We start from the raw sequence: 22,545 nt of genomic DNA, 5'->3' as shown, positions 1-22,545 counted from the left end.
GATCGATTAAATTTTCTCGGCCAACGCGAGCCGCGCCATGGTCAGCGCGCCTTCGAACGAGCCGGCGGATGCAATAAACAGGTTGTTATGGCAAAAGCCGGCATCGGCAACGCCTGTGACTTCGGCCAGTTCCGCGCCTTGCAGGCCGGCCCAGCGCGCCGGTAAATCCTTGCGCGCTTCAAACGTATCGACGGTCGCCGGAACGGTATGCAGCATATAGCGCTGTTCACTCAAGTTGTGGCTGATCACGAACAGGACCTTGGGCATTTCATTGCGAACAATGGCGGCCCAGGGCAGGGCGCTGTTGGCGAGAAATAGCAGGGCGCCGTCTTCGAGCGGCTCGGAGCGGCGGACCTGTTCCACCGCGAGCATCCCGCCGACCCGGTATTTCACCGCATTCACGAGAATGTCGGCGATGAACTCCATCGCGCGGCGGAACTGAGAGAGTCGCAATCCATCCGCGGCTGCTGCGTCGGCCGCCTGCTGTTCATCGATCCAGGTAGGGTTGAAGCCGGAAATCACCGCTGACAAGCCGTAGCCGCCAGGCGCATTCTTTGCCGCCCCGGTATCGGACATGTCCAGATACTGGACCAGATCGCCATCGATGGCATGGGCAATCTGTTGCGCCTGTTCATCCGACAATTCGGTTTGCAGTGAGGAACGCGCCAGCGCAACCACGCAAGGCGCGCCATGGGTTTTCCAGACCAGGCCTGCGCTGGCATAGACGACACCCGATTCGCGTGCGCCGGCGAAACCTTTTTGATGATGGTCGAAACGTCCGGCTTGCGGATCCCAAATGCCGCCCACATCGACTGCAAAATCGGCCGCCCGGATTTTTTCGGGATCGCGGGTGCGTATCAGTTCGCTGCCGGGGAAGAGAATATTGAGCACAGTGGCCGCCCAGACATCGTCTGCGTGAAATTTACCTGAATGTGTTGCAATGATCATGGAAGAAGTCGAATGGAGTCAGAGCCGAAATACGGCATGCCTCCATTCTACGGGGGAATGGACGGCGCTGTGCAGCGGCACCGGGATTATTGTCAATCAACAGCGTCCTGCATGCAATGACGCGATGTCGCCTTCAGGCAGGGTAGAGGATGTTACTGTCGAACAACCGCAGGCGTCGCTACCAATCGACGAAAATCGCCGGACACAAGTCATACTTTCCGGTGATTAAGCACATTGCAGAATTGCCGCAGAAGACCTTGAGCAAACACAGCTTTGATCATCCGCACTTACTTACTATTGTGTTTAATGCGGTAGATAATGTGTCAGTGGTTTTTTCCAGAAGCATGTTCAATGCAGTAATGCTGCACGCGTGCGGCACGACTTCAGATTCCGGCAGCCTTGCTGCATCGGCGCTGGGTCTTCCCCATGAGGAGCAGATGCGATGACGGATATAGTGCGAATCGATGACGAAGTCATCAATGTCGATGACTTCGTCAGGATACTGAAGCTCGGCGGCCAGTTCGAGAGTCTGGTCGAACAGATCGTGCGCGACAAGCTGACGGTGAATGCGGCGAAGAAGGGCGGGATTCCGGTGTCGGCCGAGGAAATACAGGAACGAGCGGACCAGTTCCGCCGGGTCCAGGGCTTGCACCGCGCGGCCGACATGAACCAGTACCTGGACGCGCTCGGTGTCAGCCTGGATGAGTTCGAGGAATTTATCACCGATGCGCTGTACCAGGAAAAAATGATCGCAAAGGTCTGCAACGAGCGTGCGATCGAAGAATACTTCAAGCTGAATTCACCGAAATTCGACAGCATCGAAGTCAGCCATATCGTGCTCGATGCAGAAGGCAAAGCCAAGGAAATGATGTCGGTGCTGCGCGACGATCCCGACAGCTTTGCCGAGATGGCGCGCGAACATTCGATCGCCGACACCCGGGAGCGGGGCGGCGTGATCGGCAAGGTTTTGCGCGGTTCGCTCAAGACCGATATCGAAGCGCGGGTCTTCAATGCGAAGGTCGGCGACCTGCTGGGCCCGTTTGCTTCGCATGACAAGTCGCAATTCGAAATCTTTACCGTCACGGCAAAGCATCCGGCCACGCTTGATGAGGAAGCCGCGGCAGAAATCCGGCGGCAATTGCGCGAGGACTGGCTGCTAGGCCGGGCGCAGGAACATATCATCGAAGCACGGTAGGGGCGGGAATGGCTCACACATGGATGCACCATCACAACTCCAGCCGGTTACGGAATTCCTTTCATCCGTAGAGATCTTGTCGCCGTTTACGCGCGACGAGCTTGAAAGGCTTGCCGCGCAGGCGGAGTCGCGCTTCTATGCCTTTGGCGACACCGTATGCAATGCAGGCGATCCGGCGCATGGCTTGTTTGTGATCAAGACCGGTTCGGTGCGCATCTTTACCGAAGAGCAAGGAAAAGAAATCAGCATGGGCGTACGCAAGGTCGGCGAGGTATTCGCCGACGTCGCCATGCTGCGTGACTACCGGCACGAGTCGTCGGTGCGCGCGTCGGTGAAGACCGAATTGCTGTTCATTCCCCGTCAGGCGATCGAGCCGGTGATTCTGCAGAATCCCGCCGCTTATGCATTTGTCACCAGCTATGTGGCGATCAGTTCTGCCGGCGGCTTTGTCGCCCGCCTGTTCGATCTGAAAGGCAAGGTTAACAAAAAAGAGCTGGAAGAATTCATCCGCAGCGTCGGCGTCAAGCGCGTGAGTGCGGGCAAGGAAATCCTGAAGCAGGATACGCGCGATGACCGGCGGCTCTATGTGGTGCGTCATGGCGAAGTGAGGATCGTACGCAGCGAAGCAGGCGAAGAGTATCCGCTGGCGACCTTGCGCGATGGCGAAATCTTTGGCGAAAAAGCCTGCGTCATGCGCCAGGAGCAGATGGCGACAGTGACGGCCAATGCCGATACCACGCTATTGGTGATTCCCGAAAAGACGATCCACCAAATCGTCGAGCGCAATCCGAAACTGCGCGAGGCGTTGGAAGAGCGCATCCAGTTCATAGAAAGAGAGTTGCACAGGCAAAAGAAACTGGCGGACCGGCGCAAGCGTCCAGTCACGCTCGACCTGCGTACCCAGCCAGAGCATGGCGAACGCGTCATCAAGCGCTTCCCGCTGATAGAGCAAGCCGAAGAAATGGATTGCGGCGCTGCATGCCTGGCAATGCTATGCAAGCATTACGGGATCTCCATGACGCTGGGCAAGCTGCGCGAGTTGGCCAATGTCACGACGCAGGGTGCCACGCTGGACAGCCTGGCTCGTGTCGGCGATTCGCTGGGTTTTACGACACGCGGCGTGCAATGCACCTATGAAGCGCTGCTGGGCTTCGAGCTGCCTTTTATCATTCACTGGGAAGGCTATCACTACGTCGTGGTCTATGGCGTCTCGAAGCGCAACATTTGGGTGGCCGATCCGGCACTCGGTTTCAGGAAGATGACGGTCGAGGAATTCGAGCGCGGATGGAGCGGCACCTGCCTGTTGTTTACACCCGGCACCGAAATGGCCGAGCTGGCCGCGACGCGCTCGCCATGGCTGCGCTTCATTGCCTACCTGAAGCCTTACAAGACAATTCTCTTTCATCTGTTCGTCGCGACCTTCGTGATTCAAATGCTCGGTCTCGTGCCGCCGCTGATCATTCAGAACATCCTGGACGGCGTGATCGTGCATCAGAATGTCGGCCTGCTGCATCTCTTGATTGCCGGCCTCATCATCTCCAACGTGTTCACGCAACTGATGACCACCATCAGGGCCTATCTGGCGAACTTCATGGTCCGCAACATGGACTTTGCCATGATGTCGCATTTCTTCCGTCATACGATGTCGCTGCCGTATTCATTCTTTGCCAAACGCAAGACCGGCGACATCCTTGCACGCTTCCAGGAAAACCAGACGATACGCGCGTTCCTGACCGAGTCGACGGTGACCACCATACTGAACCTGTTGATGGTGTTCATCTATTTCTCGATCATGTTCTTATACAACGCCAGGATGACACTGGTACTGATCGCCTTCATCATTCCCATCATGGTATTGACCGTGGTTGTCACGCCGAGAATCAAGAACTATGCGCGTGAAGCGTTCACCACTTCCACCGAAGCACAAGCCTTCCTGATGGAAACGCTGGGCGGCGTGGAAACCATCAAGGGCATGGGAATAGAGCGCGCCGTGCGCCTGAAATGGGAAAAGAAATATGCGAAGTCGCTGGACGTGCAATATCGCGCCCAAGCCTTCAACATCCTTGTATCACTCGGCAGCCAGGTTCTGAATGCAGCCACCACGATTGCCATTCTGTGGGTAGGCGCAAACCTCGTGCTTGCGCGCGAACTCAGCGTCGGACAACTGATCGCATTCAATGCGCTGATGGGCAGCGTGCTGGCTCCGCTGATGGGCCTGGTCGGCTTGTGGAGCAGGCTCAATGATGCCGCGGTCGCGATGGAACGATTGGGTGATGTGCTGGATATGGAACCGGAACAGAAACCTGCCGATCTGCCTTCGCGTATCGTGATTCCCGACCTGCAGGGCGCGATCCAATTCGACAATGTGTATTTTCGGTATGGCGGTAACGAAACATCCTATGTGCTGGAAAACATCAGCTTCGAAATGAGGCCGGGTGAACTGGTTGCCGTGGTCGGACGTAGCGGCTCAGGCAAGACCACGCTGGCCAAGCTGCTGGTCGGGTTCTATGCACCCACCGATGGCAAGATCGTCATCGACGGTTATGACATGAACATGATCGACAAGGATTATTACCGGGCGCAAGTCGGTTATGTCATGCAAAGCAATCTTGTCTTTTCCGGCACGATCGCGGAAAACATCGCCAGCGGCGACAGCAGTCCGGATCGGCGGCGTATCGAGGAAGTGGCGAAGATGGCCGACGCACACGGCTTCATCGCCAAGATGCCCCTCGGCTACGAACAGACGGTCGGCGAGCGCGGTACCGGCCTGTCGGGTGGACAGATACAGCGCCTGTGCATCGCGCGTTCGCTGTATCACGATCCACGCCTGCTGGTTTTCGACGAAGCCACATCGGCGCTCGACACCCAGTCGGAAAGCAATATCATCACCAACATGCACGAGATCCTGAAGGGCCGCACCGCAGTCATCATTGCGCACAGGCTCAGCACCATCATGCGTGCGGACAAGATCCTGGTGTTGTATGAAGGCGCGATCGTGGAACAAGGGCAGCATGACGAACTGGTCGACCGGCGCGGCATGTATTACCAACTGGTGCAAAAGCAGTTGAGCGCGGCATGAAACTCTTTCAACCTGGCACACCTGGCAGTTCAGCGATGTCGTATGCGGGCTTGATCGAAAAGATCGAGATCCTGCGTACCACCCTGCGCTGGGCGTCGCGGCTGGAACGGCCGGAAATCGAAAAGCTGCTGCGTCAGTCGAACACCTTGCGCGATGAAATCCTGCAACTCTCTCACAAGGAGCGGTTCGTCAAGGCTGCAGCCGCGGAAGTCGAACCGACCGAAAAATTGCCGGGACAACGCCGTCAAGCCTTGCTGGAACGCAGCTTCGTGTTCGAAGGGACGTTTGGCGATAACCCCGAATTGCTTGATGCGCTGGAAGTCGCGGAAAAAGCGGCGCCGACCGATCTGCCGGTGCTGATCGATGGTGAAAGCGGTACCGGCAAGGAGTTGATGGCGAAAGTGATCCATGCGAATGGCTCGCGCGCCGACAAACCGTATATCTCCGTCAACTGCGGCGCGATTCCGGACAACCTGCTGGAGTCTGAACTGTTCGGACACAAGAAGGGCGCATTCACCGGCGCGGCGAACGATCGCAAGGGAAAATTTGAAAGCGCGCATAAGGGCACAATATTCCTCGACGAAATCGGCGAACTGCCGCTGCCCGGTCAGGTCAAGCTGCTGCGAGTGCTGGAGTCGCACGAAATCCAGCGGGTGGGTTCGGATGAACCGATCGTCGTCGACGCCCGCATCGTCGCCGCTACCAACAAGAACCTGCGGCGTCTCAGCGAAGAGGGAACATTCCGCGAAGATCTGTTCTATCGCCTGAGCGTGATCCATGTCAGCCTGCCGCCGCTGCGCGAGCGCAAGGATGAGATTCCGCTGCTGTTCTCTTATTTCTGCGACGAGGCGGCGGAAATGCTCAAGCGGCGCCCAGTGAAAATGTCGCCGGCGCTGCGCGCCTTCCTGCTGTCTTATTCCTATCCCGGCAACATACGCGAACTGCGCAATCTCATTTATCGCCTTTCCTGTCTTGCCGGAGAAACCGCCGATACAGTGCACTTGCCGGTCGACATACGTCCGAAAAACCAGACTGCGGCGACCACGGTAAACGAAAGCACCGCGATCCCGGACGCCACGCCCGCTTCATTGAGCGACGCAAGGAGAATTGCCAGCGATGAGGCGGAAAAGGCCTTTCTGGAAAAAGGTTTGAAGGAAGTGGGTGGTACGGTGGCGGAACTGGCCAGACGTTGCGACATGAACCGTTCGCATTTGCAGATGCTGCTGAAAAAGCATGGCATTCATTCGAAGGACTTTCGCCGTCAGGCTGTGCAGCCTGACGGAAATGGCGACACGCCCATCCAGCGCCGGTAGCGCCGAATATGTACAGGCTAATTGCGGCGTATTGTCACAGCGCCGGATTCAGCGCCGTCATGTCACCTCTGCGATCATCGTCCACGCGCACGACAACCGCGGAAATATTGTCTCGTCCGCCGCCGTTGAGCGCCATGTTGATCAAGGTTTCGGATGCCTGCCCACAATCGCCAACCGAAAGCGCGTTGCGCATTTCCTGCTCGCTGACTGCATTGCTCAAACCGTCGCTGCATAACAGGAACATGTCGCCGTCGTCGACCTGCACCACGTTTTCATCGATTTCCAGCATGTCGGCTGCGCCCACTGCGCGGGTAATCATGTTGCGTGTCGCATGTTGCTGTGCTTCTTCGTCGCTGAGTCCGGCGCGGGCCTTGAGTTCCTCGACTTGGCTATGATCGCGCGTCAGCAGTTGCAGTTCGCCCTGCCGGTACCGGTAGATGCGGCTGTCTCCTGCCCACAGATAGCCGCACTCACTTTCCCATGCCAGAAGAACGACGGCGGTGCTGCCGATGATATAGACGTCGCGCACGATCGCTTCCTGGCGCAGGTCGTGGTTGGCCGATTGCAGCCGGTTCTTCGCTTCGATCAAAAAATTTTTCAGATCGCCAGGATAGGGAATGTCGTCCAGTCGGGCGACCACCATGCGGCTCGCATAATCCCCCAAAGAGTGTCCGCCCATGCCGTCGGCGACTGCCCACATGCCGCGCTCGGGCCGATCGAGAAACGAATCCTCGTTGATTTCACGGATCAAGCCCACGTGGGAGCGCGACGAGGATGTCCATCGAAAGTGTGTTGCATCAGTCATCACAGTCTCCACGAATCATGCCGTCATCGCGACGCCATGCGGGGCAACGTTCCGCCGCGCGTCGTATAAACATCGTACATCCAAAATCCTCGGCCTTGCGTGCTTAATGCTTCAGGTTTGTGCTGCGTTCATCAAGGATGACGTTAATGTTTGAATTCGATGCCGAGTTGTTAATGTCAACCACCTGGATTTGGTTGATCATCTGATCGGCGATATAGGTATTGTTGATCTGGAAAAAGTTCACAGCCGGTCCGAAAGCAGGGGTGGAACCAACATATGGCCTGATCCATCCGAAGACCCATGGTGCGCCGGCGCCCCGAATGACCGACATTGCCTTGGAATCAAGGGCGCGGTTCAGCGGAAGGTCTTTGATAGAAAGTGTGGTCATGATGGTCTCCAAGGTGGCTGTTGGTTATATTGCGTCAGAAATGCTCCTGCTTCTTCATACAGCAATTGGCGTGCCAATGGCGCATAGTAGGTGTCCGCATCCTTAGTTGTCCCTCAGCCAGTGCCGTTTTTACACGGTCGCGCTGATATTGCCCCACTGCGAAGGATTGACAGTGATATGGGGCGGTACGAAACCTGCACCGATGACGCCGACATTGTTGAGAGTGTTGACTTCGACGTTTTGGAACTGGTTCAGGTTTTGGGTGACGCCGACATTGATGTTGGCAATCGGACCCAGGCCGGCGAGCCAGCTGTTGGTGCCGCCGCGTACACGCGACATGGCGCGCTGGTCGAGTTCGGTGCTGTTGGCGAGATCGTGAATGGCGATGGTGGACATGGTGTAACTCCTGGAATGTATGGTGAGGTGGGATGCGGATCCGGTAGGTGGAGGACTGGCCTCCACCGTCGGGGTTCGCTCACAGGGATTAGCCGAAGTTGATGGTGTTGGTGCCATGCTGATGCGGTTTCACGGTGGAAGTGATGCCGGAAACGAAAGCGGCGTTGTTGCCGTTGTTGACCAGGGTGTTCTGGCTCTGGCCAAGCGATTGTTCGGCATCGAACTGGAAGTCGTTCTTGGACATGCTAACCAGCGGGCCGAAGTAGAAGGGCATGCCTTTGTAAGTGCCGCCGCGCACAGCTGCCATGGCGCTGGCGTCGAGTTCTTCGGTCACGGACAGGTCGTTGATGATCAGGGCTTTCATGAAATTCTCCTAAAGGAATAAGTGGTTTGCGTAAATGAATGAACAGGATGTTGCGATTAAGCGAAGTTGATGGTGTTGGCGCCATGCTGATGCGGTTTCACGGTGGAAGTGATACCGGACGCGAAGGCGACGTTGTTGCCGTTGTTGACCATAGTGTTCTGGCTTTGACCGAGTGCCTGGTCGGCTTCGAACTGGAAGTCGTTTTTGGAGACGCTCACGAGCGGGCTCCAGAAGGGGTAGACGCCTTTGTACATGCCGCCGCGAACGGCAGTCATGGCACGGGCATCGAGTTGTTCGGTGACGGACAGGTCGGTGATGATCAAGGTAGTCATGGCAATTCTCCTGAAAGGAAGTGGTTAAGTAAGTCAAGTAAGTCAAGTAAGGTGAAGCGGGTGAATCGTTTGGGGTTGGGTGCCGGTCATTGTGTCGCACTCGATAGGGATATTGCAGGGAGTGTGCCAGGGCGTGTGGAGTGAGGCGGAGGAGGCTCTAAGTGCTTGAATATGCAGGGGAAAATATGCGGTATGCGGGGAGGTGGCGCAGTGGGGCGAGGATTGCGCCAGCTAGCTGCTGATGGGCCATATCCAACACATTAAAGATCAACTGTTGGATTAATGAAGACTAATGCAAAGCTGAGGCAAGCCTAATGGATTACTGGCTAATCTTGCATTTTTTTAACGAGCATCAAGTACGCCTTCACACAGGAAACAAGACACTGTTGATAGGGAGCGATGTACACCGCCCGACACTTGCTATACATATGCCGGGTTAAACCAGACATCAGGGCTATCGCATATCGATTCCAGCCCGTCGAACATGGTGAGCAATAGCGACAATATCGAACTGTCGTTCAGCGCGAACGACGTCAGGAGAATGCCGAGTCCTTGCTTATTGCGAATCTGTCAGCGCTCTCTGTGTATGCAGAATATGTTGCCGTAGTAGTGAAATAGCGTGATTTGTCTTGCCGTCGCGGAGGGCATTCAGCATTTCATGGTGTTCTCTCTGCGGTTGTTCCCGGCCAACCGTATGGGAGATAAGGATGCGGGTATAGCGCTGGGTACTTAGGAACAATTCTTCAATCATCTTCAGAAGACGCGGTTTGCCTGCTGCCTTGTACAGGACCAAATGGAATTGCAGGTTCAGATCGGTCCATTGAGCAGGTTTGCTGGTCGCATCATACTGACGGAGAATTTCCCCTGCGGCATCCAGGTCCGCTGGAGTTAATCGTGGTGCTGCCAGTTCGAGTGCGCGCGTTTCCAGGCCGAGCCGGATATCGAGCATTTCAATGACGTCCTCAACGCTATGAGCAAGGACGACGGCACCTTTGTTTGGCTGGTGGCGGATCAGTCCTTCCACCTCCAGTCGCTTGAGCGCTTCCCTCACAGGGATGCGGCTGACGCCGAACTCGTCTGCCAGTTCTTCCTGCTTGAGCGATACCCCTCCAGCAAGAGCGCCGGCATGGATGCGCTTTCTTAACTCAAGCGCAATGTGGTCTGATGTCAATTTTTCCATGGATGGCGAACGTTAACAATGGCGTGATCCCAGCGCCAGAAACTGTATATTAATTTGGATCCAAAATAGGATAATATACCTTTTTCGGAATGATCTGAGGAGAAACGCATGCATAGCCTTCGTAACAAATATGACGTTCTTATTGCTGGCGGAGGCATTGTCGGTTGTTACGTTGCCTACTTTTTGAAACAGCAGAATCCGGCCATGGAGGTCGCCGTCATCGAACCTGACCCGACCTATGAATATGCATCGACAGTGCGTGCGTCCGGCGGCGCCCGGCGGTTGTTCTCTTGTCCGGAAAACATTGAGATGTCCAACTTCAGCATTGAACGCATCAAGAACTTTTCGGCTGAGATGAGCGTGGACGGCGTTCCTGCGCCGATCGACTGGGTGGAACAAGGCTATTTATTCATCGTGCAAGGAAGCAGGGCGTTGCAGATGCTTGAGGAGAATGCGCAGGTGCAGCAGGCGCTGGGGGCAGACATAAGGATGCTCGACAGAGAAGGTTTGAAACAGCTTTTTCCTTCGATGCACGTTGATGACCTCGATGGCGCCGCCTATTCCCCCAAAGATGGCTGGTGCGACCCGAACAGCTTTCTGCAGGGTACGCGCAAAAAGACGAAGTCGCTCGGCGTGGAGTTCATCAGCGATCGGGTCAGTGGTTTCACCTGGTCTTCTGACACGATTGTCGGGGCAACACTATCCAGTGGTACGACGCTTGCCGCCGATTACTTTGTCAATGCCGCAGGTGCCTGGTCGGCACAGGTTAGTGCCATGGCAGGCATGGTCCTTCCGGTGTCGCCACTGCGCCGTTTTGAACATTACTTCACCGGGCATCGCCAGATCGAGCCCTTGCCCTATGTAAAGGATCTCAACCGATTGGCTTTTCGCTCCGAAGGCCAGGGCTTCTCCGGCGGCTTGGTCAATTCGCATGAACCCAGGGGATTCAATTTCGATGTTGATCATCACTACTTCGAGGAGGTCGTTTGGCCGGCACTTGCGCATCGCTTTCCGATTGCCTTTGAGGGCGTGAAGTGTCATCGCACGTGGTCGGGGCTGTATGAGCAAAGCGAGCTGGATGGCAATCCCATCATCGGCAGCTGGACTGGAAACCACGAGAATTTTTACGTCGTGAGCGGTTTTTCAGGCCATGGGATGATGCATGCCCCGGCTGCCGGGCGCGGCGTTGCGGAGCTGATCAATAAAGGGCGGTTTGAAACCATCGATCTCAGTCGGCTGGGCTATGAACGGGTGCTTAAGCATGAGCCTTATCCGGAACGCGGCATTTTGTGAGAGTGCGTAATGCGGGGGATTGGCTATCTGGTCGTTCTGGGCGTGGTTTTCACCGCGCTTGGATAAGGTCTCGTGGTCGCCAGCCTGCGCCATCAGCGTGTTCAGACGACCAGCATCATATTCGGCCTGGAGCCGGTTTGGTTGGAGGCCTGATGATGAGTACAGTTAAAAAGGAATAAATCCATCTTCGTTATCATTGCTTTATGTATCGCATACTATACAATATAAATAAATATTATTTAATGTGTAGTTTGTGATTCATTATGGACTTAATTCAAATAGGCTTGGAGATAAAAAAAGCAAGGCTGGAAAAAGGCGTGCAGCAGGAAGAACTGTGCGCTTTTGCCGAAATTTCCCGGGCAACACTCAGCCGTCTCGAAAACGGCAGGCTGGCCGAACTGGGCATTCGGAAAATCATGCGCGTCTGTGAGCGTCTTGCACTGGAATTGACATTGCAACCGGTTCGCAAGCGGCCGACGCTGCGTAGCCTGGCAATGGAGTCGGCGGAACAACTCCGTTCACGCCATGCGCTTTCTGCCATGGGACCACGCGGGCCGAAGAATGCCGCTTGGGCCGAGACGACATCGCCTCAGCCCGATGAAGCCATTACAAGCTTGCGCAAGCGCGTACGTCGTCCGAAGAAAGCGAAGGAGAGCGAAGAATGATGCTGGTCTGGGTAAATCGCCGCGAAGGAAGCGGCGACGATCACATCGTTGCCGGGGCGATCGACCGCGCCGCGGAAAAGCGCTTCGTCTTTACCTACGATCTCAAGTGCGAAAGCCATTGCGCGGTTTCACTGACCATGCCGGTAGAAACCGAAAGCTACATCTATGACGAGCTGCATCCGGTGTTTCAGATGAATTTGCCGGAAGGCGATCTGCGTCGCACGATCATGCTGCGCTTCAGCAAGGCCATTTCTGGTTTTGATGATCTCAATATGCTGGATCTGGTCGGTTCTTCTCAGATCGGACGCCTGCGCTACTCCAATGAGCAAGTAAAAGCCGATGTGCCGCCGCAAAGCATCAAGGAAATCCTGCACACCAAGGATACCGAAGGCCTTCTGCACTACCTGATGGAACGTTACTCGGCCGTTTCTGGCGTATCCGGCGTACAGCCTAAGGTGCTGGTGCGCGATGAAGACAAGCCCGCCATGCAAGGTCGCATCACGGCGAGCGATGCGACGCATATCGTCAAAACTTTTGACCCTAAGGAATTTCCGGAGCTTGCGACAAACGAGTTTTTTTGCATGCAGGTCGCCAAGCGTGCAGGCCTCAGAATCCCGAAGCTGCAACTCTCGGACAATGGACGATTCCTTGTGGTCGACCGCTTCGATCGCAAGGATGATGGTCGATATGTTGGTTTTGAAGATTTCTGTTCGCTCAACGGCGTTGGCACGGCCAGAAAATACGATTCCAGTTATGAACAGCTCGCCAGGCGCATCGGTGAGTACGTTGACACAGAACATAAGAAGCAGGCGATGGAGGAATTTTTCACTTCCTTCGTCGTGTCATGTGCTGTACAGAATGGAGATGCCCATCTGAAGAATTTCGGGGTCTTATATGACAATGCGGACGCTCCGGTCTCGTTCGCGCCCACGTATGACATCGTATCGACCACGCCGTACATCACGCACGATACATTGGCACTGACCTTGGGCGGTTCCAAACGCTTCCCGAATGCCAGAAAACTCCATGACTTCGGCCGTGTTCATTGCGGCCTGGCGAACGATCACATATCGCAGATCGTCGAGCGGGTGGCCGATGCCATGTCTGCGACGCGCGCGGACATCAGACAGTACATGGGAGATCGTCCAGAGTTCAGGAAGGCCGGGGAGCGCTTACTCGCATGCTGGGAGACAGGACTCAATACGACGTTGACCTCACCTCCGCCGAAGCCTGGAAAAGCTGTCAAGCCTGCAGGGCGGCAAGGCTGACTACCTCAGAAAATACATTGCGATACCGCCGGCGGAGGCTTTGCCCTCACCGGCGGTATCGAGCGCAGCTTATTAGCCGAAGTTGATGGTGTTGGCACCATGCTGATGTGGTTTCACGGTTGAAGTGATGCCGGATGCGAATGCAACGTTGTTGCCGTTGTTGACCAGGGTGTTCTGGCTTTGCTCGAGCGTCTGCGAAGCGTCGAACTGGAAGTCGTTCTTGGACATGCTAAACAGCGGGCCGAAGTAGAAAGGCATGCCTTTGTAGGTGCCGCCGCGCACCGCAGCCATGGCGCCGGCGTCGAGTTCTTCGGTTACGGACAGGTCTTTGATGATCAGTGCTTTCATGACATTCTCCTAAAGGAATAAGTGGTTTGCGTAAATGAATGAACAGGATGTTGCGATTAGCCGAAGTTGATGGTGTTGGTGCCATGCTGATGCGGTTTCACGGTCGAGGTGATGCCGGAAACGAAAGCGGCGTTGTTGCCGTTGTTGACCAGCGTATTCTGGCTCTGGCCAAGCGATTGTTCGGCATCGAACTGGAAGTCGTTCTTGGACATGCTAACCAGCGGGCCGAAGTAGAAGGGCATGCCTTTGTAGGTGCCGCCGCGCACAGCAGCCATGGCGCTGGCGTCGAGTTCTTCGGTCACGGACAGGTCGTTGATGATCAGGGCTTTCATGAGATTCTCCTAAAGGAATAAGTGGCTTGCGTAAATGAATGAACAGGATGTTGCGATTAAGCGAAGTTGATGGTGTTGGCGCCATGCTGATGCGGTTTCACGGTGGAAGTGATCCCGGACGCGAAGGCGACGTTGTTGCCGTTGTTGACCATAGTGTTCTGGCTTTGACCGAGTGCCTGGTCGGCTTCGAACTGGAAGTCGTTTTTGGAGACGCTCACGAGCGGGCTCCAGAAGGGGTAGACGCCTTTGTACATGCCGCCGCGGACGGCAGTCATGGCACGGGCATCGAGTTGTTCGGTGACGGACAGGTCGGTGATGATCAAGGTAGTCATGGCAATTCTCCTGAAAGGAAGTGGTTAAGTAAGTCAAGTAAGGTGAAGCGGGTGAATCGTTTGGGGTTGGGTGCCGGTCATTGTGTCGCACTCGATAGGGATATTGCAGGGAGTGTGCCAGGGCGTGTGGAGTGAGGCAGGTGATGTGCTAAGTGCTTGAATATGCAGGGGAAAATATGCGGTATGCGGGGAGGTGGCGCAGTGGGGCGAGGATCGCGCCAGCTAGCTGCTGATGGGCCATATCCAACACATTAAAGATCAGCTGTTGGATTAACGGCGACAGTCATGAAAAGTCACAGAGCACCGCATCTAAAGACGGACAAAGGCAACTCCCTGCCCGGGCTACTTAATGACGTTGTCCGTCTTGCCTATCTGCGAAGACGCCTGATTCATTCAGCCTTTTATAGATCAAAGCGGCGGCTCGTCCAACGGTGTTGTAAAGAAATCGCGCCGACGATGAGCTCCAACTTGACGGCCCGGATCTGGATCACTTTATGTATACAAATATTGTATATTTAAGTATCCTCATAGCAAATTCCGGCTGCCGCATTCCCGCGCACAAACGATACGGAGAATTCATGTTTCGCAATACCACTGTCGGCATGCGCCTTGTCTACCTGATCGCTTTCAATAGCGTGATGCTGATCGTAGCCGGGCTTGCTTCACTTGCGGCGCTGTATAAAAGTAATGAAGTGACGCGGCATATCTATGAGAATCAGCTGGCCGCCAGTATTCATTTAGCCGATGCGCGATCGAACCAGGTGCTTGTTCGGGTATTGCTGGATCAGGCTGCGTTTGCGCCCGAATCGCCAGAAGCCGCGAAACGTATCACTGCGGCGCAAGCTTTCATGCAGAAATCCCACGACGCATGGAATGCATATGGAAAACTGCCGCACACCGCCGAGGAAAACTTGCTTGCCGCAACAGTATCGCAGCGCCGCAACGCATTCTTCGATACCGGTGTGGCGGGGCTTGTTAAGGCAATACAGGAAGGCAACAAGGATGAGCTTGCAAGGCACGTGATGGAAATTGTGCCGGCGCTGGACCGCGAACTCAATGCGCGCGGCGGTGAACTCGCGAAACGGCAGCTCGATAGTGCACAGATGGAATACGCAGCATCGCAGGAAGAATTCACGCAGTTTACGCGCTATGCGATCGTACTCATCGTGCTCGGGGTGTTGCTTGGTGCAGGCGTGGCATGGCAAATCCGCAAGTCCATCGTCAAACCGCTCGGCGCCATAATGGTCCAGTTCGACCGCATTGCGAGCGGCAACCTGAGCGGCCGGATTGAACAGGGTGGTCGGAACGAGATCGGTCATTTGATGGCCGGGCTGCAGCGCATGCAAGCCAGTCTGTCGCGGATGGTGGGCGACCTGCGCTCAGGATCCGGCCTGATCGCAACGGCAACGCGTGAAATCGCGTCCGGCAATGCCGACCTGTCGCAACGCACCGAAGAGCAGGCCGCATCGCTGCAGGAAACGGCAAGCAGCATGGAAAACCTGGCGACGACCGTGCGTCAGAATGCCAACAATGCACGACAGGCAAGCGCATTGTCACTGGAAGCGTCCTCGATCGCGAAGGAGGGAGGCGAAGTTGTCAGCCTGGTAGTGGAAACCATGGACGGCATCAACAGCGCATCGGGTCGTATCGTCGACATTATCAGCGTGATCGAAGGCATTGCATTCCAGACCAATATACTTGCACTCAATGCAGCCGTCGAAGCAGCGCGCGCTGGTGAGCAGGGCAAGGGCTTTGCTGTGGTGGCGAGCGAAGTCCGCAGTCTTGCACACCGCTCCGCTGCCGCCGCCAAGGAAATCAAGGAATTGATCGATAACTCGGTCAGGCAGGTCAGCGAAGGGACAGTGATGGTCGATCGTGCTGGTCAAACGATGGAAAGAATCGTGAACGCTGTCGCCAAGGTCGAAAGCATCATGTCTGAAATCAGCCAGGCTTCGGTCGAGCAAAGCACGGGTATCGACCAGGTCAGCCTTGCGGTATCGCAAATGGATTCGGTGACGCAGCAGAATGCGGCACTGGTAGAACAGGCTGCCGCCGCCGCGGGATCGCTGGAGGAACAGGCCGAAAAGCTGAACCAGGCCGTTGCCGAGTTCAGGTTATAAGCTCCTGTCAAACAGCCGGCGCCTGCCGGCTATTCGTTCTTGCTGTCACGGTATCAATTACGCCGACGATAATTTCGATCGTCGAGCACTAACAGTCCTCTTCCGGCAAATCGAAGAAGACAGGATCACGAATAAAAAATCAATTCGGCGATGCAATACTGTGTATGCCAGGACGGTATCGTTCGTCCCGAGATTTCAGTCTTACCGTGAAGACTGATTTTTCACCGAAGGAAAACTGCGATGTACGCCGGTCGGGTAGTCGACGATGCGCGTGCCACGTTGTGCCGCAGGCTGATGAAATGCCTGGTGTCTTCCACTGCGTGCGCCACCGGTGATGGCGACCATTGCTTCGTGGTCAAGATCGATGCTTTCCGGCAGATCCTTGATTGTGATGCTGGCCATGATGGTTTCCTTGAACGCTGTTAATAAATACAGATAGCACTGCGACAGATAGCACTGCGTCAGTGTCGCAAACGGTTATCACCAGTATAGGTGAACAGACGCGACAATGCGGCCGATCCCTTTGTCCAGTGGACATCGGGACGGCCGTCTTATATCGATCCCGATCCGTGGTGATGGGCCGGGATTGGTAAGCGGTAGCAACGCTGTCAGACGGTTGCACTGATATTGCCCCACTGCGAAGGATTGACGGTGATATGGGGCGGTACGAAACCTGCACCGATGACGCCGACATTGTTGAGGGTGTTGACTTCGACGTTTTGCAACTGGTTCAGGTTTTGGGTGACGCCGACATTGATGTTGGCAATCGGACCCAGGCCGGCGAGCCAGCTGTTGGTGCCGCCGCGCACACGCGACATGGCGCGCTGGTCGAGTTCGGTGCTGTTGGCGAGATCGTGAATGGCGATGGTGGACATGGTGTAACTCCTTGTATGAATGGTATGCGGTGGATGCGATTCCGGCGGATGGAGGCATTGCCTCCACCGGCGGACAGCGATCACAGGATTAGCCGAAGTTGATGGTGTTGGTGCCATGCTGATGCGGTTTCACGGTGGAAGTGATGCCGGAAACGAAAGCGGCGTTGTTGCCGTTGTTGACCAGGGTGTTCTGGCTTTGGCCAAGCATTTGGGAAGCGTCGAACTGGAAGTCGTTCTTGGACGCACTGAATAGCGGGCCGAGATAGAAAGGCGCACCTTTGTACATGCCGCCGCGAACTGCAGCCATCGCGCGGGAGTCGAGTTGTTCGGTAACAGACAGGTCGGTGATGATCAAGGTAGTCATGGAAATTCTCCTGAGAGGTAGTGGTTAAGTAAGTCAAGTAAGGTGAAGCGGGTAATTCGTTTGGGGTTGGGTGCCGATCATTGTGTCGCACTCGATAAGGAGATAGCAGGGAGTGTGCCAGCGCGTGTGGAGTGGGCCGGTGGAAGCGCTAAGTGCTTGAATATATGGTGGAAAGTGTGTGGAAAGCGGGAAGGCGGTGCAGTGGAGCGTGGAGCAGACTAGCCGACTGTTGATGGGCTGCATCCAACACATCAGACATGCATGTTGGACCACTTCAGACACGTCGGCAGCACGGATGGTTGAACGTTTCGCAACGAATCATGCAAAGCGCTCGAAGCGAAGAAAGCGATGTAGTATCTTGATTAAAGTTTAGGCAAGCACCGCGCATGCGGTTTCATTCTGCGCAGTATGGAATACCATTCATTAGTGCCCTGTGACAGCGCCGGACCGGCTAAAGGAAGCCGACATTCTGTTGAAGCTCAACAGAACAATGCCGCTCTAGCGCATGATGTTTGCTTGTAGACGATGGCTACTGTGGATGACTGCTGTCCGGAACGGTTACTAAGGCAACTCTGATGTAAAACCTATGGCTACTCTCGCGCAGGCAATTCGTACTTTCCAAAGCGGCGGCCTTTCGCATAGGGAGTTTCTCGCGCAGGTCGACCATGTGCTCGCGTCCGATCGGGCCAGTTCGGCACGGCTGGCCGACTTGTTGAGCGAGGAAAACACCAGGATAGAATTGCCGCCCGATGTCTATGTCGAACTGCGCAGGCGGGTCGAACATCTGATGGAATCGGGCCAGCGCACCAACTCCGAAGCCACCCATATTCAGACACGTCCTACCGATTTGCCTGCGCGCTCCAAAGTACCGGCAAGCATGCCGCCGCAGGACAATGGCGGCAAGGATCCCGACCGGATGAAGGGAACCGGCGATACGTTGAACGGACGTTTCGTTCTGGAAGAATGCATCGGTTTTGGCGGCATGGGCACTGTTTATCGTGCATTGGACCTGCGCAAGCTCGAAGCATCGGACCGCAAGCCGTATATTGCGATCAAGGTGCTGAACGTCCAGTTTAGAGGGCATCCAAAATCGCTGATCACCCTGCAACGCGAGGCAAAAAAAGCGCAGGCGCTCGCGCATCCCAATATCGTTACCGTTTATGACTTCGATCGTGACGGCTCGACGGTTTACCTCACGATGGAGCTGCTTTCAGGCAAATCGCTCAGCAGAATATTGCGCGCGCCTGACTTCAAGGGCTTGCCCTACGCGGAAGTCTGGCACATTACCAATGGCATGGGCAAGGCCTTGGCATATGCGCATGAACGCGGATTCGTGCATTGCGACCTGAAGCCGGCCAACGTGTTCCTGACCGAGCGCGGAGAAGTCAAGGTGATCGACTTCGGCATCGCCCGCGTCTTTCATAAACCGGAAGACGATGCGGATGTGACCGTCTTCGATCCAGGCAGTCTTGGCGGCCTGACACCAGCGTATGCCAGCGCGGAAATGCTGGACAGGCTGGAGCCCGACCCAAGGGACGATATCTATGCGTTGGCGTGCATCACCTATGAACTGCTAACCGGCAAGCACCCATTCAATCGGGCTTCGGCCACGCAGGCGCGCGGCGCCGGCATGAAGGCGGTCAGGCCCAAGGATCTCGGACAGCGGCAATGGCGGGCATTGCGTGCGGCGTTATCGTTTCAGCGCGATGCGCGTACGGCAACGGTCGAGAATTTTCTTCGCGCAATGAATGCTGAGCATTCGAAGGTTGCTTACATCGCGATGGTTTCTGCAGTTGTCTTGATCGCAACCCTGGCGGCGGCAGGTGTCGGCTACTACTGGCGCCTTCAGCGCAGCGGCGGCGCCGAACGTCCCGTTCCGACGCCGCCACCGGTCAGCGCACCACGACCAGAAACGCCCGCGGCGCCTCCCTCTCCGCCGGTGGCGACGCCTTCCTCTCCGTCCGTGGTAACGCCTCCTTCTCCGCCGGTGGCGGCGCCATCGCCACCGCCGCGCAAGGCAGAAGAACCGAAAGCGGTACCCGTACCTCCGTTGAAGCTGGCGGCGGTGACGCCGGTGCTGGCACGCATACCGTGTTCGGCCATGTTGGCATCCGCACGCGGCAATACGCTCGATGTGCAGGGATACGTTTCGGACGACATGCCCATGAGCCGGCTCAGGGACACGCTGACAGCGGTGCCCGGCGTGACCAGGCTTGACCTGTCGGTGCAGGCGGTCAGTGCCGAGAAGTGTGCGGTGGTCAACACATTCTCGCCTTACTGGACACGCAATCATGAGCGCGGCACCGAAGCCTCGGTGCAAACCAGGGCACCCAATGCGGAACTGACGGAAGGCGATTTGCTCGTCGTCGATATCAAGACACCGAGCTACAATTCTTATGTGTATGTCGACTATTACGCGCTCGATGGCAGCGTCGCGCATTTATTGCCCAGCCGCCGTTCGAAAGCCAACCAGGCGCCGCCTAACTACCGCGCATCGATAGGCGGCCTGGAAAACTGGGTGATTTCAAAACCGTTCGGAAAAGAATTCATCGTGCTGCTCGTCACGCCGGTTCCTTTGTTCGAGGGGCGCACGCCGGACTATAAATCGCGTACTGAGTATCTGGCCGCAGTGGAAAAGCAGCTCGGCCTGATTGCGGCCAAACATGGGAAGGACCGTATCATGGTCGATTTTGTGCAAATAACGACCAAGGCGAAAAAGCCTTGAAGGCACGAGCCTTACCGTATGCTGTTACGGCCGCATTTACGGCCGCATTTACGGCATATCCCGCGCCACGCGGAAACCATTCTGCGAATGGCGGACGCTGGCGTCATACTTGAACCGGGTGGAAGACGGCATGTAACTCGCGCCTTCACGCCATGATCCACCTCGGATGACTCTTACCCGGCAATTCGGTTCATCCCAGGCACGCGCATCGGTCGGCGCACCCTTGTAGGAATTGTGCCAGCAGTCGCTGACCCATTCCCATACGCTGCCGTTCATGTCGTGAAGTCCATAGGGATTGGCCGCATAGGAACCGGCATTGACCGGCGCGTCGCGTTGCCACGGCTCGCCGCAATCCTTGCAGTTCGCATTTCCGGGCCGCATCTGGTCTCCCCACCAATAGCGCGTCGACGTACCGCCCCGGATCGCGAATTCCCATTCCGCTTCGGACGGAAGCCGGTATGGCTTGCCGCTTACCTTGGTCAGCCATTTGACATAGGCTTGTGCATCATCCCAGCTTACATCGCGTACCGGCGATTCCTTCGGCCGAGGATCGGGAGCGGTAATGCGCTGGCAGGCTCCCGCTTCGACACAGGCATCCCATTGCGCAACGGTGACCTCATACTTGCCGATGGCAAAGGGTGTATTGATGGTTACCCGGTGCGGCGGTCGTTCCGACAAATCATCGGCTGCGCTGCCCATCGTGAAAGCACCGGTGCGGATGGAGACAAGCACGGGACAGGTCGGACAATCCCTGACGTCGCCTGCGGAGGTGGTAGGCGCCGGAGCCGGCGGTTTGTCAGATGCCTGGGTGTCGGCAGGCTTGGGCGCAGGCGGCGGGGCCGGCGCCGGCCGTGCCACTTCCGGCTGCGGCTGTGGTTTGGGCGCGGGAGGAGCACGTGGCCGTTCCGGGGCCGCTTTGGCAGCGGGAGGTTTGTCCGGTACCGCGTCGGGCTTGGGTGCGGCAGCGCGGATTCTTTCTATGCGCGCGCGCGCGAGGGCGGCAAAGCGGCCATTCGGATAAGCCTGCAGGTAAGCTTCGTAATCGCTGGCATGCGTACTGTCCTTGATCGACTCCCAGAACGTGAGTTCATACTGCTCGGCGCTATCCTTGGGCAACACGCCGCGGGTGCGCGACGACATGGATTCCGGCGCGCTTTTCTGCGCCAGCAGCGGACGGCCGGACGGGGCGTTTCCGACAAGGCTGATGGGTCGCGTCAGCGTTGACGTTGTATGCGGCTGCTGGCGGCCGCCGGTTGCGGCGCTGACCTGTGTTTGGATGTGCTGAAACAAGGCCTGAATATCGGTGTCGGCGAATGCCATCGCATCCAGGATGCGGGAAGTGAACATGCCGTTACGTTCGCCATCAATGGCGGGCGATCCGGGGATGGTGGCATAGGCAACCAGTGTCTGATCGATCGATACGGCCGGGTCGGATAGGCGTTTCGACACGCGCCGCATGTCAACAGGATCATCGAAAGGATTATTCAGGCAGCTGTCCAGCACGACGATATTCAGTTTGCGCGCACGCGCCGGGGCCATGCCTTCGAGGATCTCGTACAAGCCGATGGCGCTGGAGCGCAGCGGTTCGGGAGCATGCACTTTGGCATCGAGCGGCAGTAGATAGGCATGTCCGTTCAACTGCACGCCGTGCCCGGAATAATAAAACAGGCCGGTGCCGCCCTCCGTCAGGTGTCGATGAAACCGGGACACCGCCGCACGCATCTGCGACGAAGAAAGATTTTCATAGTGCATGACATCGAAGCCCAATGCACTTAGTTTCCCTGCCATCGCACGGGCATCGTCCTGTGCATTCTCGAGTGGCTCATTTCGATAGCGGCCATTGCCGATAACGAGCGCGGTGCCTATGGTGGTGACATCACGATGGACACTGGTGGTGATGCGACTTAGGGCGATGTCGTCATCTGCTGCTTCAACTTCAGCCAGCAAGGCGCCGTATGAGAACGCCGCGAACACGCCAACGATTAATATTTTTCGCCACACGATGGTTCCCACGGCAAAAGAATTGTCCAATGCCCGGACCCTGTCAGCAAAAAGCAGCGATGGGCACTGATCGAAGCTTAGAACAGGAAAACGTACAATCAAGGCAAGCCATTGCACACACGTTATCCTGGCGCAGTAGTCGCCTGTGAAAATCCATCTTTGAGCCGTCTCGCCAAGTGAATTCTGTTTAATATCAACATTACGCAGTTTTTCGTGCTGAAC

The 22,545-nt window shown here is 56.3% G+C and carries 22 protein-coding genes and 2 pseudogenes; 9 read left to right on the top strand and 15 right to left on the bottom strand.

All coding sequences use genetic code 11. The features are described from left to right. Positions 1-6: 6 nt before the first annotated feature. Complete coding sequence (locus D3871_RS22250) at positions 7-948, bottom strand: MYG1 family protein (protein WP_119771208.1); 942 nt, start codon at positions 946-948, stop codon at positions 7-9. Between the two features lie 149 nt (positions 949-1,097). Between D3871_RS22250 and D3871_RS22245 the strand changes: the two genes are divergently transcribed. The 4 genes from D3871_RS22245 to D3871_RS22230 are packed head-to-tail and all read left to right on the top strand — an operon-like array spanning position 1,098 to position 6,535. Then, positions 1,098-1,394 (top strand): hypothetical protein, encoded by a 297-nt coding sequence (locus D3871_RS22245; protein WP_119771207.1) that lies wholly within the window; start codon positions 1,098-1,100, stop codon positions 1,392-1,394. Then, positions 1,391-2,143 (top strand): peptidylprolyl isomerase, encoded by a 753-nt coding sequence (locus D3871_RS22240; RefSeq protein WP_119771206.1) that lies wholly within the window; start codon positions 1,391-1,393, stop codon positions 2,141-2,143. The genes D3871_RS22245 and D3871_RS22240 overlap by 4 nt, the downstream gene beginning before the upstream one ends. 19 nt (positions 2,144-2,162) lie before the next feature. Then, positions 2,163-5,222, top strand: coding sequence for a peptidase domain-containing ABC transporter (locus D3871_RS22235; RefSeq protein ID WP_119771205.1), 3,060 nt, complete (start codon positions 2,163-2,165; stop codon positions 5,220-5,222). Next, positions 5,219-6,535 carry a sigma-54 interaction domain-containing protein gene (locus D3871_RS22230; protein ID WP_119771204.1) on the top strand — a complete coding sequence of 439 codons (1,317 nt, stop codon included), beginning with the start codon at positions 5,219-5,221 and terminating at the stop codon, positions 6,533-6,535. The genes D3871_RS22235 and D3871_RS22230 overlap by 4 nt, the downstream gene beginning before the upstream one ends. 34 nt (positions 6,536-6,569) lie before the next feature. On the opposite strand, the gene D3871_RS22225 is transcribed toward D3871_RS22230, so the two are convergent. The 6 genes from D3871_RS22225 to D3871_RS22200 all read right to left on the bottom strand — a co-directional run bounded on the left by D3871_RS22225 (position 6,570) and on the right by D3871_RS22200 (position 10,000). Further along, a complete protein-coding gene (locus D3871_RS22225) occupies positions 6,570-7,340 on the bottom strand; it encodes a PP2C family protein-serine/threonine phosphatase (RefSeq protein ID WP_119771203.1) in 771 nt (256 codons plus the stop codon). 103 nt (positions 7,341-7,443) lie between these two features. After that, positions 7,444-7,728: a hypothetical protein gene (locus D3871_RS22220; protein WP_119771202.1), complete on the bottom strand. Its 285-nt coding sequence runs from the start codon at positions 7,726-7,728 to the stop codon at positions 7,444-7,446. Positions 7,729-7,857: 129 nt separating this feature from the next. After that, positions 7,858-8,124, bottom strand: a complete 267-nt coding sequence (locus tag D3871_RS22215) for a hypothetical protein (protein WP_119771201.1) — start codon at positions 8,122-8,124, stop codon at positions 7,858-7,860. 88 nt (positions 8,125-8,212) lie between these two features. Next, positions 8,213-8,488 (bottom strand): hypothetical protein, encoded by a 276-nt coding sequence (locus D3871_RS22210; RefSeq protein ID WP_119771195.1) that lies wholly within the window; start codon positions 8,486-8,488, stop codon positions 8,213-8,215. Between the two features lie 56 nt (positions 8,489-8,544). Then, entirely contained in the window at positions 8,545-8,820 is a 276-nt protein-coding gene (locus D3871_RS22205; RefSeq protein WP_119771194.1) for a hypothetical protein, read from the bottom strand. A gap of 556 nt (positions 8,821-9,376) precedes the next feature. Beyond that, on the bottom strand, positions 9,377-10,000 hold the full coding sequence (locus tag D3871_RS22200; protein WP_119771200.1) for a GntR family transcriptional regulator: 624 nt from the start codon (positions 9,998-10,000) through the stop codon (positions 9,377-9,379). A 108-nt stretch (positions 10,001-10,108) separates the two neighbouring features. On the opposite strand from D3871_RS22200, the gene D3871_RS22195 reads away from it, so the two are divergent. The 3 genes from D3871_RS22195 to D3871_RS22185 all read left to right on the top strand — a co-directional run bounded on the left by D3871_RS22195 (position 10,109) and on the right by D3871_RS22185 (position 13,226). Continuing rightward, positions 10,109-11,293, top strand: a complete 1,185-nt coding sequence (locus D3871_RS22195; RefSeq protein WP_119771199.1) for an NAD(P)/FAD-dependent oxidoreductase — start codon at positions 10,109-10,111, stop codon at positions 11,291-11,293. A gap of 263 nt (positions 11,294-11,556) precedes the next feature. Continuing rightward, positions 11,557-11,958 carry a helix-turn-helix domain-containing protein gene (locus D3871_RS22190; protein ID WP_119771198.1) on the top strand — a complete coding sequence of 134 codons (402 nt, stop codon included), beginning with the start codon at positions 11,557-11,559 and terminating at the stop codon, positions 11,956-11,958. Continuing rightward, positions 11,955-13,226: a type II toxin-antitoxin system HipA family toxin gene (locus tag D3871_RS22185; RefSeq protein ID WP_119771197.1), complete on the top strand. Its 1,272-nt coding sequence runs from the start codon at positions 11,955-11,957 to the stop codon at positions 13,224-13,226. Before D3871_RS22190 ends, D3871_RS22185 begins: the two co-directional genes overlap by 4 nt. Before the next feature lie 72 nt (positions 13,227-13,298). Here the strand turns inward: D3871_RS22185 and D3871_RS22180 are convergent, their stop codons facing one another. The 3 genes from D3871_RS22180 to D3871_RS22170 are packed head-to-tail and all read right to left on the bottom strand — an operon-like array spanning position 13,299 to position 14,238. Then, a complete protein-coding gene (locus D3871_RS22180; RefSeq protein WP_119771196.1) occupies positions 13,299-13,574 on the bottom strand; it encodes a hypothetical protein in 276 nt (91 codons plus the stop codon). A 56-nt stretch (positions 13,575-13,630) separates the two neighbouring features. Continuing rightward, positions 13,631-13,906 carry a hypothetical protein gene (locus tag D3871_RS22175; RefSeq protein WP_119771195.1) on the bottom strand — a complete coding sequence of 92 codons (276 nt, stop codon included), beginning with the start codon at positions 13,904-13,906 and terminating at the stop codon, positions 13,631-13,633. Between the two features lie 56 nt (positions 13,907-13,962). Then, entirely contained in the window at positions 13,963-14,238 is a 276-nt protein-coding gene (locus tag D3871_RS22170; protein WP_119771194.1) for a hypothetical protein, read from the bottom strand. Between the two features lie 578 nt (positions 14,239-14,816). On the opposite strand from D3871_RS22170, the gene D3871_RS22165 reads away from it, so the two are divergent. Further along, positions 14,817-16,358, top strand: a complete 1,542-nt coding sequence (locus tag D3871_RS22165; RefSeq protein ID WP_119771193.1) for a methyl-accepting chemotaxis protein — start codon at positions 14,817-14,819, stop codon at positions 16,356-16,358. A gap of 201 nt (positions 16,359-16,559) precedes the next feature. Here the strand turns inward: D3871_RS22165 and D3871_RS22160 are convergent, their stop codons facing one another. The 3 genes from D3871_RS22160 to D3871_RS22150 all read right to left on the bottom strand — a co-directional run bounded on the left by D3871_RS22160 (position 16,560) and on the right by D3871_RS22150 (position 17,597). Next, on the bottom strand, positions 16,560-16,760 hold the full coding sequence (locus D3871_RS22160) for a hypothetical protein (RefSeq protein WP_119771192.1): 201 nt from the start codon (positions 16,758-16,760) through the stop codon (positions 16,560-16,562). 206 nt (positions 16,761-16,966) lie between these two features. Then, positions 16,967-17,233, bottom strand: a complete 267-nt coding sequence (locus D3871_RS22155) for a hypothetical protein (protein ID WP_119771191.1) — start codon at positions 17,231-17,233, stop codon at positions 16,967-16,969. 88 nt (positions 17,234-17,321) lie between these two features. Beyond that, positions 17,322-17,597 (bottom strand): hypothetical protein, encoded by a 276-nt coding sequence (locus D3871_RS22150; protein ID WP_119771190.1) that lies wholly within the window; start codon positions 17,595-17,597, stop codon positions 17,322-17,324. A gap of 586 nt (positions 17,598-18,183) precedes the next feature. On the opposite strand from D3871_RS22150, the gene D3871_RS22145 reads away from it, so the two are divergent. Then, a complete protein-coding gene (locus D3871_RS22145) occupies positions 18,184-20,322 on the top strand; it encodes a serine/threonine protein kinase (RefSeq protein ID WP_119771189.1) in 2,139 nt (712 codons plus the stop codon). Positions 20,323-20,370: 48 nt separating this feature from the next. On the opposite strand, the pseudogene D3871_RS31770 reads toward D3871_RS22145, so the two are convergent. Both D3871_RS31770 and D3871_RS31765 read right to left on the bottom strand, forming a co-directional pair. Continuing rightward, positions 20,371-21,048, bottom strand: a pseudogene (locus D3871_RS31770) (formylglycine-generating enzyme family protein); the annotation flags it as partial. A gap of 492 nt (positions 21,049-21,540) precedes the next feature. Continuing rightward, positions 21,541-22,296: pseudogene (locus D3871_RS31765) on the bottom strand (caspase family protein); the annotation flags it as partial. Positions 22,297-22,545 lie beyond the last annotated feature (249 nt).

The sequence above is a fragment of the Noviherbaspirillum saxi genome, assembly GCF_003591035.1.
Taxonomy (GTDB): domain Bacteria; phylum Pseudomonadota; class Gammaproteobacteria; order Burkholderiales; family Burkholderiaceae_D; genus Noviherbaspirillum; species Noviherbaspirillum saxi.
This window is presented reverse-complemented; position numbering and strand designations above follow the sequence as displayed.

Coding starts and splice junctions, on each gene's coding strand:
- D3871_RS22235 (WP_119771205.1), top strand. CDS start 2,163: ATGGATGCACCATCACAACTCCAGCCGGTTACGGAATTCCTTTCATCC.
- D3871_RS22215 (WP_119771201.1), bottom strand. CDS start 8,124: ATGTCCACCATCGCCATTCACGATCTCGCCAACAGCACCGAACTCGAC.
- D3871_RS22180 (WP_119771196.1), bottom strand. CDS start 13,574: ATGAAAGCACTGATCATCAAAGACCTGTCCGTAACCGAAGAACTCGAC.
- D3871_RS22200 (WP_119771200.1), bottom strand. CDS start 10,000: ATGGAAAAATTGACATCAGACCACATTGCGCTTGAGTTAAGAAAGCGC.
- D3871_RS22175 (WP_119771195.1), bottom strand. CDS start 13,906: ATGAAAGCCCTGATCATCAACGACCTGTCCGTGACCGAAGAACTCGAC.
- D3871_RS22150 (WP_119771190.1), bottom strand. CDS start 17,597: ATGACTACCTTGATCATCACCGACCTGTCTGTTACCGAACAACTCGAC.
- D3871_RS22160 (WP_119771192.1), bottom strand. CDS start 16,760: ATGGCCAGCATCACAATCAAGGATCTGCCGGAAAGCATCGATCTTGAC.
- D3871_RS22220 (WP_119771202.1), bottom strand. CDS start 7,728: ATGACCACACTTTCTATCAAAGACCTTCCGCTGAACCGCGCCCTTGAT.
- D3871_RS22190 (WP_119771198.1), top strand. CDS start 11,557: ATGGACTTAATTCAAATAGGCTTGGAGATAAAAAAAGCAAGGCTGGAA.
- D3871_RS22170 (WP_119771194.1), bottom strand. CDS start 14,238: ATGACTACCTTGATCATCACCGACCTGTCCGTCACCGAACAACTCGAT.
- D3871_RS22165 (WP_119771193.1), top strand. CDS start 14,817: ATGTTTCGCAATACCACTGTCGGCATGCGCCTTGTCTACCTGATCGCT.
- D3871_RS22210 (WP_119771195.1), bottom strand. CDS start 8,488: ATGAAAGCCCTGATCATCAACGACCTGTCCGTGACCGAAGAACTCGAC.
- D3871_RS22245 (WP_119771207.1), top strand. CDS start 1,098: ATGTTACTGTCGAACAACCGCAGGCGTCGCTACCAATCGACGAAAATC.
- D3871_RS22225 (WP_119771203.1), bottom strand. CDS start 7,340: ATGACTGATGCAACACACTTTCGATGGACATCCTCGTCGCGCTCCCAC.
- D3871_RS22240 (WP_119771206.1), top strand. CDS start 1,391: ATGACGGATATAGTGCGAATCGATGACGAAGTCATCAATGTCGATGAC.
- D3871_RS22145 (WP_119771189.1), top strand. CDS start 18,184: ATGGCTACTCTCGCGCAGGCAATTCGTACTTTCCAAAGCGGCGGCCTT.
- D3871_RS22230 (WP_119771204.1), top strand. CDS start 5,219: ATGAAACTCTTTCAACCTGGCACACCTGGCAGTTCAGCGATGTCGTAT.
- D3871_RS22205 (WP_119771194.1), bottom strand. CDS start 8,820: ATGACTACCTTGATCATCACCGACCTGTCCGTCACCGAACAACTCGAT.
- D3871_RS22185 (WP_119771197.1), top strand. CDS start 11,955: ATGATGCTGGTCTGGGTAAATCGCCGCGAAGGAAGCGGCGACGATCAC.
- D3871_RS22155 (WP_119771191.1), bottom strand. CDS start 17,233: ATGTCCACCATCGCCATTCACGATCTCGCCAACAGCACCGAACTCGAC.
- D3871_RS22250 (WP_119771208.1), bottom strand. CDS start 948: ATGATCATTGCAACACATTCAGGTAAATTTCACGCAGACGATGTCTGG.
- D3871_RS22195 (WP_119771199.1), top strand. CDS start 10,109: ATGCATAGCCTTCGTAACAAATATGACGTTCTTATTGCTGGCGGAGGC.